Below are 12,339 nucleotides of genomic sequence, written 5' to 3'. Positions count from 1 at the left end.
TGGCAGCGGGGCCAGGGTCGGGCTGACCGGCTCTCATTCCGACCTGACATACTGCTGCCCCGCACCAGTGGTACACGCGTCGTCGGGCGAGATGAATTGGGGAGTCATGTCTGAGAAGCCGTCGAGCCCGGGCGGGGCCGACAACAACGGGCAGCAGCGTCCGGGAGACCGCGAGTCGATCGTGGTCCCCGCCGAAATGCTGACCCAGGCCGGCTGGGCTCCGCCGGCGCCCTCCGCGCCGGCCGCCGGGGCCGCCGAGGCCCCGCAGGTTTTCGCCTCCACCCAGCGCAAGGTCGACCCGTCCGAGGCGGGCTACAACGAGGATCCGGGCAGCTCCGGCCGCCTCGGCGCGATCCTCGGTACGGTGCTCGCGGTGCTGCTGATCGGCTCCGCGATCACGATGTACCAGGTCAACAAGGGCGACGACAAGCCCGCGAGCAAGTCCGACGCGGTGAAGCCCGCCGCCTCGGACACGCCCAGCCAGGAGCCGGTGCCGCCGATCAAGGACAGCGCCAAGGCGCTGCCCACGGTGACCGGCGACTTCGGCTCCAAGGCGACCATCACCGTGCCGGAGGACAAGCCGGACGGCACCTTCGTGGTCAAGGAGCTGACCGCGGGCAGCGGCGCCAAGGTCGAAAAGGGCAACTGGGTGTCCGTCGACTACACCGCGATGGACTGGAACACCGGCAAGGAGATCCCCGGCTCGTACGGGGAGAAGGCCGGGAAGCCGCAGCTGTTCCAGGCCGACTCCGGCAAGCTGATCCCGGCCCTGGACAAGGCCGTCGCCGGGCACAAGGCCGGCAGCCGGGTGCTGGTGGTCGCGCCGCCCGCCGCCGCGTTCGGCGCCCAGGGCAACTCGCAGCTCGGCATCGGTGCCACCGACAGCCTGGTCTTCGTGCTCGACATCCGGCAGGCCACCGCGCCCGACGCGGTGCTCAGCGGCGAGATGACCCCGCCGCCGGCCGGCATGCCGCAGGTCAAGGACAACGGCAAGAAGCCGTTCGACATCACCCCGGTCCCCGGCGCCGCCGACCCGACCGAGCTGAAGTCGCACGTCCTGATCCAGGGCAAGGGCCGCAAGATCGAGAGCGGCGAGAAGGTCGTCGTCCAGTACACCGGCGCGCTGTACAAGGACGGCAAGAAGTTCGACTCCTCGCTCGACCGCGGCCAGGCGTTCACCTTCGCCACCGGCGCCGGCGGCGTCATCGAGGGCTGGGACAAGGGCGTCGTCGGCCAGAACATCGGCAGCCGCATCGAACTGGTCATCCCCGCCTCGCTGGGGTACAAGGACCAGGCCAGCGGCTCGATCCCGGCGAACTCCACCCTGGTGTTCGTGATCGACATCCTGGACGCCGGCGTCGGCGGCGAGGACTGACCGGCCGCCGCTTTTGTCTAGGATGAGCACCGTTCACGCAACCGAACGAGAAGAGCAACAGTGAGCCTGACCAAGCCGGAGATCGACTTCCCGGGCGGCGACGCCCCGACCGAGCTCCAGATCCGCGACATCAAGGTCGGCGAGGGTGCCGAGGCCAAGGCCGGCGCGAACGTCGAGGTCCACTACGTCGGTGTCACCTTCGCCTCCGGCGAGGAGTTCGACGCGTCCTGGAACCGTGGCCAGACCTTCCGCTTCCCGCTGGGCAAGGGCCGCGTCATCAAGGGCTGGGACCAGGGCGTCGAGGGCATGCGCGTCGGTGGCCGCCGCGAGCTGGTCATCCCGCCGCACCTGGCGTACGGCAACCAGTCCCCGAGCCCGCTGATCCCGGCCGGCTCCACCCTGATCTTCGTGGTGGACCTGCTGGGCGTCTGACCTCGGACGCATCACCGAACCCCCGGTTCCGCTCGGAGCCGGGGGTTCGGCTTTCGCGGAGCGTGTCCGTACCGGTACGGTCGGCGGGTCACCCCCGAACGGAGGAAAGGTCAGCGATGGCGATCGCCAAGGCAGAGCGGCTGATGAACCTCGCCCTGTGCCTGATGAACACCCGGCGTCCGCTCTCCAAGAAAGAGCTGCGCGAATCCGTCGAGGCGTACCGGGAAGCCTGGCAACAAGGCTCCGAGGACGCCTTCAACCGGATGTTCGAGCGCGACAAGGACGACCTGCGCGAACTCGGACTGATCATCGACGTGGACGAGAACGCGCTCGACGGCGAAGTGGGATACCTCGCCCGCCGAGACCGCAACCGCCTCCCCGAGATCGCCCTGGACGCCGAGGAAGCCGCCGCGCTCACCCTCGCCGCCCGGGTCTGGCAGCAGGCCAAGATGTCCGGCGCGGCCAGCGGCGCCCTGCAGAAGCTGCGGGCCGCCGGCGTGCCGTTCGCCGAGGAGCGGGAACACGGTGCGCTGGAGCCGCGGATCCCCGGCCGGGAGGCCGCGTTCGAGCCGCTGCTCACCGCCGCGCGCGACCGGCGGCCCGTCACGTTCGAGTACCGCAAGGCCGGCGCCGCCGTCGCCGAGCCGCGGTCGGTCGAACCGTGGGCGCTGGAGTGCTGGCGCGGCCACTGGTACCTGGCCGGGTGGGACCGCGACCGCGGCTCCGCCCGGGTGTTCCGGCTCTCCCGGATCACCGGCAAGGTCCGCTCCCGGGCCGGCGCGTTCACCGGCGACGTCCCCGAGCACGTCGACGTGCGTGCCGTGGTCGCCCGGTTCGCGGGCGAGGGCGCGACCGCGGTCGCCGTGGTGCGGGTCCGCCGGGGCGCCGCGTACCCGCTGCGCCAGCGTGCGCTGGACACCCGGCCGGTGGACGCCGACTGGGACGAGCTGGACATCCCGTACGGCAACGGCCTGGGCGCCGACCTCGCCGAGTACGGTCCCGACGTCATCGTGATCGGCCCCGAGGACCTGCGGGCCGACGTCATCGACCGGCTGCGTGCCGTCGCCGGTCTCGCGGAGGTGCAGGCATGAGTAACGCGATCGATCAGACGCGGCGGATGCTGTCGCTGGTCACCTACCTGCGCGAACGCCCCGGGGCCGAGGTCGCGGAGGTGGCGCGGGCGTTCGGGATCACCGAGCGCGAACTGATCGGCGACCTGAACGTGCTGCCGATGTGCGGCACGTCCTTCCGCGGCGGCGACCTGCTCGACATCGACACCGACGGCGAGCGGATCTGGTGGCACAACGTGGACGACGTCGCCCAGCCGCTGCGGCTGGCCGCCGACGAGGCCACCGCGCTGCTGGTCGCCGCCCGCGCCGTGGCCGGGCTGCCCGGACTGCGGGAGCGGGACCGGCAGGCGCTCACCCGGGCCGTCGCCAAGATCGAGGACGCGGCCGGCGAGAGCGCCGAGTCCGCCGCCCGGATCGGCGTCACCTTCGAGGCCGAGGGCACCGTGTTCGCCGACATCGACCGGGCGCTCAGCGAAGGCCGGCTGATCTGGCTGCGCTACTGGTCGCACGGCCGCGGCGAGCTCACCCAGCGCGAGGTCGACCCGATCCGGCTGGTCACCGAGGGCCACACCTACCTGGAAGGCTGGTGCCGCACCTCCGAGGACCGGCGCACCTTCCGGCTCGACCGGATCGCCGAGATCAAGGTCCTCGACGAGCCCGCCAACCCGCCCCGGATGCAGCCCCGCGACCTGTCCGCCGGCCTGGTCGCACCCGGCGCCGACGACCCGCAGGTGGTGGTCGAGGTCGGCCCCGGCGGCCGCTGGGTCGCCGAGTACTACACCCACGACAGCGCCGAGGAACTCCCCGACGGCGGCCTGCGGATCACCCTGCGCTCCGCCGAACCGTCCGGCCTGCGCACCCTCGCGCTGCGGCTCGGCCGGGACGGCCGGATCACCACCCCGCCGCAGCTCGCCGAACAGGCCCGCACCGCCGCGCTGGCCGCGCTGGAGCACTATCGGGACGGACAGGTCTGAACCACGTGACCGAGGGCACCAGATTCAAGGTGTACTGCTCGCAGTGCCGGGAGAAGGTCGAACTCCCGGCACCCGAGTTCCGGCTGGCGCTCGGAGCCAGCAGGGAACGCACCTTCTACAGCTTCACCTGCCCGGCCTGCGGAGCGTCCGTCCGCAAGATCGCCGGGGAGCGGATCGTCGCCGCGCTCACCGCCGCCGGCGTGCACACCATGCGGCTGCTGCCGGTGGACGGATAGGAAAGGCCGCAAGCGCATGAACTGGACCCTGGTCGGTGCCGTCCTGCTGTCCACCGCCGGTCTGCTGGTGCTCGGGGTGCTCGCCGTCCGGCTGTGGCTGGACGCGCGGGCGCTGACCCGCGAGGTGGACGGGGCGGTTGCCGCGTTGCGGCGGGCGGCGGAGAAGGACTGAGCGCGCGGGGGAGTGGGCCCGGTCACTGATGGTTGGGGACCGGGTTCCCGCTGCGACACCCCGAGCGGCTACCATCGCGCAGGGGGAGCCCTGCCTCCCTGACCTCCCGGACCTCCCGGACAAGGAAGGCGGAGCTCCGATGCGGATCCTGTCACCTGGCGTGCTGCTGATCGTCGTGGTGTTCGCCGTGCTGCTGTTCGGCGGCAAGCGGCTGCCCGACGTGGCGCGGGGGCTCGGGCGGTCCCTGCGAATCCTCAAGAGCGAGGGCAAGGCGCTGCGCGGCGAGTTCACGGCCGGTGCGCAGGGGTCTGCGGCGGCGCCTGCTGCCGCTGTTGCCGAGCCGGAGCGGGTGGTCAAGTCCGCCCCCGGCGCCTCCGGGGCCTCCCGCACCGACCGGGCCGCCTGAACCGTACGGCCCCGCACCACCACTCCGACCACCACCGACGAGCGCACGATTCGAGGACCGGGTTGAGCAAGACGACCAAAGCGCCCAAGGACCCTGAGGGGCGGATGGCGCTCGCCGACCACCTGCGCGAGCTGCGCAACCGGCTGGTCAAGTCACTGCTGGCGATCATCGTGTTCACGATCGCCGCGGCGTTCTTCCACAGGGAGCTGGTGGACTTTCTGATCAAGCCGCTGCCGGCGTGCAACCCCGACGGGTCGCTGCCGGCCGGGCTGAAGCAGTGCGTGGAGATCTCCAACATCGGTCTGACCACGCCGTTCACCGTCGCGCTGAAGGTCGCTCTGACCGCCGGCGTGGTGGCTGCCACCCCGGTCTGGCTCTACCAGCTGTGGAAGTTCGTGTCGCCCGGCCTGCACCGGCACGAGAAGCGCTACTCGGTGTCGTTCCTGGCGCTCGGCACCCCCCTGTTCCTGGCCGGCGCGGTGCTCGCCTACGTGATCATGCCGGTCACGGCGCAGATGCTGATCAGCTTCATCGCGGACGGCGTCAAGTCGATCGTGCCGGTGGAGACCTACCTCGACCTGATCACCCGCATGGTGCTGGTGTTCGGCCTGGGCTTCGAGCTGCCGCTGTTCCTGGCGATGCTGAACGTGGTCGGGGTGCTCTCCGGCAAGCGGCTGCTGGGCTGGTGGCGCGGTTTCGTGATGGGCATCACCGTGTTCGCGGCCTTCGCCACGCCGTCCGCCGATCCGCTGTCGATGCTGGCGCTGGCCGCGCCGATCTGGCTGCTGTACTTCCTGTCGGCCGGCTTCGCGCTGCTCAACGACAAGCGCAAGCTGGCCCGCAACCCCGACGCACTGCTGGACGACGAGGAGGCCTCCCACGTCGACCTGACGGTGGACGCCGTCGAGGACGCGGAGACGGTGGGCGGCGTCGAGCCGGTGCAGGCCGGGCGACGCGACCAGATCGACGACATCACCTGACAGGCGGGGACTGCCCCGCTGACGGCCCTGGACCTGACGGTCCGGGGCCGTTCGGCGTTTTCGGGCCGTTCGGCGTCTTCGGCGAGTGCCCGGGGGTGGATTCGGGCTGGTGGGGGGCTTGTCGGTGATTCTGAACATGTGACATATTACTGGCGTGCTGAAGCAAACCTCCTACGACGTTGTGGTGGTCGGTGCCGGTGTGGTCGGTGCCGCGTGCGCCTACTACGCGGCCCGGGCCGGGCTGCGGGTCGCCGTGGTCGACCGCGGGCCGGTGGCCGGCGGGACCACCGGCGCCGGCGAGGGCAACCTGCTGGTCTCCGACAAGGAACCCGGCCCCGAGCTCGACCTGGCGATGCTGTCGGTGACGCTGTGGCGGGAGCTCGCGGAGGAGTTCGGCGACCGGGTCGAGTACGAGCCCAAGGGCGGCCTGGTGGTCGCCTCCGCGCCCGCCGGGCTGGACGCCCTGAACCGCTTCGCCGCCAAGCAGCGCGAGGCCGGGGTGGAGGCCGTTGCCGTTGCCGCGGAGTCGCTGCGCGAGCTGGAGCCGCACCTTGCCGAGGGGCTGCCCGGCGGGGTGCTGTACCCCCAGGACGCGCAGGTGCAGCCCGCGCTGGCGGCGGCCCACCTGCTGCGGGCCTCCGGTGCCGACAGCTATCTCGGGGAGGCCGTCACCGCGCTGCGGCGTGGCCCCGGTGGGGCGATCGCCGGGGTGGTCACCGAGCGCCGGGAGCTCGCTGCGCCCGCGGTCGTCAACGCGGCCGGTACCTGGGGCGGGGCGGTGGCCGAGCTGGCCGGGGTGCGGCTGCCGGTGCTGCCGCGGCGGGGTTTCGTGCTGGTCACCGAGCCGCTGCCGCGGATTGTCCGGCGGAAGGTGTACGCCGCGGACTACGTCGCGGACGTCGCCTCCGGGTCCGCGGACCTGCAGTCGTCCGCGGTGGTCGAGGGCACTCCCGCCGGTCCGGTGCTGATCGGCGCCAGCCGGGAGCGGGTCGGGTTCGACCGGACCCTCAGCCCCGAGGTGCTGCGGCGGCTGGCCGCGCAGGCGGTGGCGCTGTTTCCGGTGCTGGGGACGGTGGCCGTGCAGCGGGCGTACCGGGGCTTCCGTCCGTACCTGCCCGACCACCTGCCCGCGATCGGGCACGACGCGAGGGTGCCGGGGCTGTACCACGCGTGCGGGCACGAGGGGGCGGGGATCGGGCTGGCGCCGGCGACGGGGTTGCTGATCAGTCGCCAACTGGTGGGAGCTGACGCCGGGTTCGAGCTGGGGCCGTTCCGGCCGGAGCGGTTCGAGGGCGCGGGGGAGGAGTAGGTGGCCCGGTTGGGACCGCTGGTGGGTGGCCGGCGGGTTCCGGGTGCGGGGTGGTTGGGGAATTCGGTGTTGTTCGGGAGGTGTGAGCATGGATCCGCTTGATCTGGTGGGTGCTGAGCCCGGGGCGGTGCGGGTGGTTTCGTTCGACGGTCGGGCGGTGGAGGCGTTGCCGGGGCAGACGTTGGCGGCGGCTTTGTGGGCGGACGGGGTGGTGGCGTGGCGGCGGACCCGGGTGGGTGGGCGGTTGCGCGGGGCGTTCTGTGGGATCGGTCAGTGCTTCGACTGTCTGGCGACCGTCAACGGGCGGCCCAATCAGCGGCTGTGCCTGGTGACTGCCGAGGACGGCGACGTCGTCAGCACGCAGGAGGGGCACGGGCGTGATGAACTCGCGGTCTGAGTACGACCTGGCGGTGATCGGTGCGGGTCCGGCGGGGCTGGCGGCTGCGGATGCCGCTGCCGGGTTCGGGCTGAGGGTGGCGCTGGTGGATGCGGGGGCGCGGCTCGGTGGGCAGTACTACCGGCATCCCGCGACCGAGTTGGGTGCGGCGCGTCCGGAGAAGCTGCACCACGGGTGGCGGACGTTCGCGGGGCTGCGGGAGCGGCTGGTGGCGTCGCCGTTGGTCGATCACCTGGCCGGCCATCACGTGTGGGCCGCCGAGCGGGGCGGGGACGGGTGGAGGCTGCATGCCACCCGGGGCCCGGAGGGCGGCGACCGGGTCACCGTCGAGGCGCGGCATCTGCTGCTGGCCACGGGTGCGTACGAGCGTCAACTGCCGTTCCCCGGTTGGACGTTGCCCGGGGTGGTGACGGCCGGCGGGGCGCAGGCGATGTTGAAGTCGGGGCTGGTGCTGCCGGGGCGGCGGGTCGTGGTGGCGGGCAGTGGGCCGTTGCTGCTGGCGGCCGCGTCCTCGCTGGCGGCGGCCGGGGCGCGGATTCCGGCGATCGTGGAGGCGACGGCGTATCTCGGCTATGCGCGCGGGCTGCCCGTGCTGGCGGGGAACCCGGCGAAGCTTGTCGAGGGTGCCGACCACGCGGCCCGGTTGCTGCGGCACGGGGTGCGGTTGCGCCGGCGGGCCGCCGTGGTCGAGGCGCACGGTGACGAGAGGGTCACCGGCGTCACCGTGGCGCGGCTGGACGCCCGTTGGAAGCCGGTGCCCGGCACCGAGCGGCGGATCGCGTGCGACGCGCTCGCGGTCGGGCACGGGCTGGTGCCGCAGATCGACCTGGCCGTCGAGCTCGGCGCGGCCACCGTCACCACCGCCGACCACACCGCCGCGCTGCGGGTGGACGCGCAGCAGCGCACCAGTGTGCCCGGGCTGTGGGCCGCGGGGGAGACCTGCGGTGTCGGCGGCGCGGACCTGGCGCTGGCCGAGGGGGTGCTCGCCGCTCACTCGGTGGCCGGAAAGCCTGCTCCTGCAAGGGAGTTGAGGGTCCGGCGGAGTCGGCGGGAGTTCGCTTCGCTGATGGCGGCCGCGCACGCGCCGGGGCCGGACTGGACGGGCTGGGTGACCGACGACACCGACGTCTGCCGGTGCGAGGAAGTCCCGGCGCGGGCCGTCCGGGAGGCCGTCACCGAACTCGGCGCCGCCGATGCGCGGACCGTCAAGTTGCTCACCCGGGCCGGCATGGGCTGGTGCCAGGGTCGGATGTGCGGGCCCGCGGTGGCCTGTCTGTCCGGCGGGCCGCTCGGCGGGCCCGACAGCCGGCCGCTGTCCTGCCCCGTTCCGCTGGCCCAGCTGGCGCAGCAGGACGGTTCGTCGGAGCTGCCGGAGTCGCCGGAGCTGTCGGAGCTGTCGGAGTAGAGGTCGGCGGGGGTCTTGCGCCCTCGTCGAGGATTTGTAAAATGTCACACATCATATCGAGGGAGATCCCCGTGACTCGCACCGCCCACGACCCCGCCCGCCCCTGGCGCGGCATCATGGTCGCCACCACGCTGCCGTTCCGCGAGGACCGCAGCGTCGACTACGACGCCTACGCCGAGCACGTCCGCTGGCTGCTCGACAACGGCTGTGACGGCGTCGTCCCCAACGGGTCGCTCGGCGAGTACCAGACCCTCACCCCCGAAGAGCGCGCCAAGGTCGTCACCACCGCCGTCGAAGCCGCCGGGGACGGCTCGCGCGTGATGCCCGGCGTCGCCGCGTACGGCAGTGCCGAGTCCCGCCGCTGGGCCGAGCAGGCCGCCGAGGCCGGCGCCGGCTCCGTGCTGCTGCTCCCGCCGAACGCCTACCGCGCCGACCACGACGCCGTGCGCGCCCACTACGCCGAGGTCGCCGCCGCCGGCGTGCCGATCGTCGCCTACAACAACCCGATCGACACCAAGGTCGACCTCGTCCCCGCGCTGCTCGCCGACCTGCACGCCGCCGGGCACATCGTCGCCGTCAAGGAGTTCTCCGGCGACGTCCGCCGCGCCTACGAGATCGCCGAACTCGCCCCCGGGCTCGACCTGCTGATCGGCGCCGACGACGTCCTGCTGGAGCTGGCCGTCGCCGGTGCGGTCGGCTGGATCGCCGGCTACCCCAACGCGCTGCCCGCCACCAGCGCCGAGCTGTACCACGCCGCCGTCGCCGGCGACCTGGAGACCGCGCTGCCGCTCTACAAGTCGCTGCACTCGCTGCTGCGCTGGGACTCCAAGACCGAGTTCGTCCAGGCCATCAAGCTGTCCATGGACATCGCCGGCCGCACCGGCGGACCCACCCGCGCCCCGCGGCTGCCGCTGCGCCCCGAGATCGACGCCGCCGTGCGCGCCGCGACCGAGAAGGCGCTCGCCGAGGGCCACAAGTAGCCCAGGGCCGCAGGTAGTTGAAGCACCGGCCCGGACCGGGCGAGCTCGCCCGGTCCGGGCCGGACCACCAGCCGTCAGGAGGGAATCCCGCGATGCGGACCCGTCACGTCTTCCACGCCGTCGACTCGCACACCGAGGGCATGCCCACTCGGGTGATCACCGGCGGCTTCGGCACCATCCCCGGCGCCACCATGGCCGAGCGGCGCGCCCACTTCCAGCAGCACCTGGACCACTTCCGCACCCTGCTGATGTACGAGCCGCGCGGCCACGCCGCGATGAGCGGGGCGATCCTGCAGCCGCCGACCCGGCCGGACGCCGACTTCGGGGTGCTGTACATCGAGGTGTCGGGCCTGCTGCCGATGTGCGGTCACGGGACGATCGGTGTCGCCACCGTGCTGGTCGAGACCGGGATGGTTCCGGTGGTCGAGCCCGTGACGACTGTCCGTCTCGATACCCCCGCCGGGCTGGTGGTTGCCGAGGTTCAGGTCGAGGACGGCGCGGCCGTGGCTGTCACGATCCGCAATGTGGCGTCGTTCTCGGTGGCGCTCGACCGCAAGCTCGACGTGCCCGGGTACGGCACGGTGACGTACGACCTGGCGTACGGCGGCAACTACTACGCGATCCTGCCGCTGGAGCAGTTCGGGATTCCGTTCGCGCACGAGCACAAGGGCGAGATCCTGGCCGCCGGGCTCGCCATGATGGACGCGATCAACGCCTCCCCCGAGCACCGCCCCGTGCACCCCGAGGACCCGTCCATCCACGGCTGCCACCACGTCCAACTGCTCGCCCCCGGTTCGGACGCGGTGCACTCCCGGCACGCGATGGCCATCCACCCCGGCTGGTTCGACCGCTCCCCGTGCGGGACGGGCACCTCCGCGCGGATGGCGCAGCTGCACGCTCGGGGCGAGTTGGCGCTCGGGGCCGATTTCCGTAATGACTCCTTCCTGGGTACGACGTTCGTGGGCCGCCTGGTGGAGGAGACCACGGTGGCCGGGCAGCCCGCTGTCGTGCCGACCGTCACCGGCCGGGCCTGGGTGACCGGGACGGCGCAGTACTTCCTCGATCCGACGGATCCGTTTCCGGCCGGGTTCCTGCTGTAGCTGTATTTGGTATTGAAGCGAAAGGTATGTGCTTGTGAGCACCGTCGACTCGTACAACCCTGCCAACCCCGATGACTTGGTGGTTTCGGTAACTGCTGTGGGAGCGGAGGGAGTTGAGGAGGCGATCGCGCGGGCACGGGTCGCCCAGCGGGAGTGGTGGGCGCTCGGCGCGGCCGGGCGGTCGGCGGTGCTCGGAAAGGTCGCGGCGGCCGTGGAGGCGGCCACCGAGGAGCTGGCGGCGCTGACGGTGCGCGAGGTCGGCAAGCCGGTCGCCGAGGCGCGAGGCGAGGTCGCGCGGACGGTCGCGATCTGGCGGTACTACGCGCAGGCGCCGTTCGCCCCCTCCGGCGAGGTGCACGAACCCGCCGCCGGGCAGGGCCTGTTGCTGACCCGGCGCCGGCCGTACGGCGTCGCGGGCCTGGTGACGCCATGGAACTTCCCGCTGGCGATCCCCACCTGGAAGGCCGCGCCCGCGCTGGCCGTCGGCAACGCGGTGGTGCTCAAGCCCGCCCCCGAAGCGACCGCGTGCGCGCTGCGCCTCGCCGAACTGGCCGGCCAGGCCGGGCTGCCGGACGGGGTGCTGACGGTCGTTCCCGGCGGCGGGGAGGAGGGCGCGGCGCTGGTGGCGGGCACGGATGTGGTGTCGTTCACCGGTTCGACCGCTGTCGGGCGGCAGGTGGTTGCCGCTGCTGCCGGGCGCGGTGTCCCCGTGCAGGCCGAGATGGGCGGGCTGAACGCCGCAATCGTGCTGCCGGACGCGGACATTGCGCAGGCGGCCGCACACCTGGCGTCGGCGATCGCCGGGTACGCGGGGCAGAAGTGCACGGCGACCAGCCGGGTGATCGCCGTCGGCGACGCGTACGAGCCGCTGGCGGAGGCGTTGGCGAAGGCGCTGGGGGAGGTTGCGGCGGCCGACCCGGGAGCGGCGTCCACCGTGTGCGGGCCGGTGATCAATCGGCAGGCGCTGGACCGGCTCACCGACGCGATCGACAGTGCGAAGGCGGCCGGCGCGAAGGCGCTGGCGGGCGGCGCGCGGGCGGAACGCGACGGTTGGTACCTGGAGCCGACGCTGCTGGAAGGCGTTCCTGCGGAACACCCGTTGGCCGGGGAGGAGTTCTTCGGGCCGGTGGCGGTGCTGGTGGCCGCTGAGGACCTGGACGAGGCGATCGCGCTGGCCAACGAGACGCGGCACAGCCTGTCGACGTCCGTTCACTCGCGGAGCCTGGACGTCGCGCTGGCTGCGGCGGACCGGCTGGACGCCGGGATGATTCGGATCAACGCGCCGTCGAGTGGCGTGGACTTCCACCTTCCGTTCGGCGGGGCGAAGGCGGCGTCGTACGGGGGGCGGGAGCAGGGGCGGGCGGCGCTCGACTTCTACACCGCTTCGCGGACGGTGAGTGTGCTGCCGGGGGGCGGGAGCTGAGACGGAGCGCCCGGCGGGGCGTGAGCGCTGGGCGCCCGAACGGGGGGCGGCGGCCGGGGAGTTGGTGACGGTCGGTCGGT

The 12,339-nt window shown here is 72.7% G+C and carries 14 protein-coding genes; all 14 read left to right on the top strand.

Translation table 11 applies throughout. The features are described 5' to 3' along the window. The first annotated feature begins 106 nt into the window (after nt 1-106). The 14 genes from ACFYST_RS22100 (at nt 107) to ACFYST_RS22035 (ending at nt 12,259) form a co-directional block, all read left to right on the top strand. Complete coding sequence (locus ACFYST_RS22100; protein WP_387864726.1) at nt 107-1,375, top strand: FKBP-type peptidyl-prolyl cis-trans isomerase; 1,269 nt, start codon at nt 107-109, stop codon at nt 1,373-1,375. A gap of 60 nt (nt 1,376-1,435) precedes the next feature. Further along, complete coding sequence (locus ACFYST_RS22095) at nt 1,436-1,807, top strand: FKBP-type peptidyl-prolyl cis-trans isomerase (RefSeq protein ID WP_387634004.1); 372 nt, start codon at nt 1,436-1,438, stop codon at nt 1,805-1,807. Nucleotides 1,808-1,923: 116 nt separating this feature from the next. Next, nucleotides 1,924-2,898 carry a helix-turn-helix transcriptional regulator gene (locus ACFYST_RS22090; protein ID WP_387634002.1) on the top strand — a complete coding sequence of 325 codons (975 nt, stop codon included), beginning with the start codon at nt 1,924-1,926 and terminating at the stop codon, nt 2,896-2,898. Beyond that, the gene (locus ACFYST_RS22085; protein WP_387864724.1) at nt 2,895-3,851 is read left to right on the top strand and encodes a helix-turn-helix transcriptional regulator; all 957 of its coding nucleotides are present in this window, start codon (nt 2,895-2,897) and stop codon (nt 3,849-3,851) included. Before ACFYST_RS22090 ends, ACFYST_RS22085 begins: the two co-directional genes overlap by 4 nt. A gap of 5 nt (nt 3,852-3,856) precedes the next feature. After that, the gene (locus ACFYST_RS22080) at nt 3,857-4,087 is read left to right on the top strand and encodes a hypothetical protein (RefSeq protein WP_043911529.1); all 231 of its coding nucleotides are present in this window, start codon (nt 3,857-3,859) and stop codon (nt 4,085-4,087) included. A 16-nt stretch (nt 4,088-4,103) separates the two neighbouring features. After that, a complete protein-coding gene (locus ACFYST_RS22075; RefSeq protein ID WP_387633998.1) occupies nt 4,104-4,259 on the top strand; it encodes a hypothetical protein in 156 nt (51 codons plus the stop codon). Between the two features lie 139 nt (nt 4,260-4,398). After that, a complete protein-coding gene (tatA, locus tag ACFYST_RS22070) occupies nt 4,399-4,665 on the top strand; it encodes a Sec-independent protein translocase subunit TatA (protein WP_387864722.1) in 267 nt (88 codons plus the stop codon). Nucleotides 4,666-4,769: 104 nt separating this feature from the next. Next, complete coding sequence (gene tatC, locus ACFYST_RS22065; protein ID WP_387636773.1) at nt 4,770-5,645, top strand: twin-arginine translocase subunit TatC; 876 nt, start codon at nt 4,770-4,772, stop codon at nt 5,643-5,645. Between the two features lie 154 nt (nt 5,646-5,799). After that, a complete protein-coding gene (locus ACFYST_RS22060; protein WP_387633994.1) occupies nt 5,800-6,954 on the top strand; it encodes an NAD(P)/FAD-dependent oxidoreductase in 1,155 nt (384 codons plus the stop codon). Between the two features lie 88 nt (nt 6,955-7,042). Beyond that, entirely contained in the window at nt 7,043-7,351 is a 309-nt protein-coding gene (locus ACFYST_RS22055) for a (2Fe-2S)-binding protein (protein WP_387636770.1), read from the top strand. Further along, on the top strand, nt 7,335-8,756 hold the full coding sequence (locus tag ACFYST_RS22050) for an NAD(P)/FAD-dependent oxidoreductase (protein ID WP_387633992.1): 1,422 nt from the start codon (nt 7,335-7,337) through the stop codon (nt 8,754-8,756). Before ACFYST_RS22055 ends, ACFYST_RS22050 begins: the two co-directional genes overlap by 17 nt. 116 nt (nt 8,757-8,872) lie before the next feature. Continuing rightward, nucleotides 8,873-9,736: a dihydrodipicolinate synthase family protein gene (locus ACFYST_RS22045; protein WP_387636768.1), complete on the top strand. Its 864-nt coding sequence runs from the start codon at nt 8,873-8,875 to the stop codon at nt 9,734-9,736. A 92-nt stretch (nt 9,737-9,828) separates the two neighbouring features. Beyond that, nucleotides 9,829-10,836 (top strand): proline racemase family protein, encoded by a 1,008-nt coding sequence (locus ACFYST_RS22040; RefSeq protein ID WP_387633990.1) that lies wholly within the window; start codon nt 9,829-9,831, stop codon nt 10,834-10,836. Nucleotides 10,837-10,870: 34 nt separating this feature from the next. Then, nucleotides 10,871-12,259, top strand: coding sequence for an aldehyde dehydrogenase family protein (locus tag ACFYST_RS22035; RefSeq protein ID WP_387864720.1), 1,389 nt, complete (start codon nt 10,871-10,873; stop codon nt 12,257-12,259). The last annotated feature ends 80 nt before the right edge of the window (nt 12,260-12,339 follow it).

The organism is Kitasatospora sp. NPDC004614, assembly GCF_042873675.1.
Classification (GTDB): Bacteria; Actinomycetota; Actinomycetes; order Streptomycetales; family Streptomycetaceae; genus Kitasatospora.
This window is presented reverse-complemented; position numbering and strand designations above follow the sequence as displayed.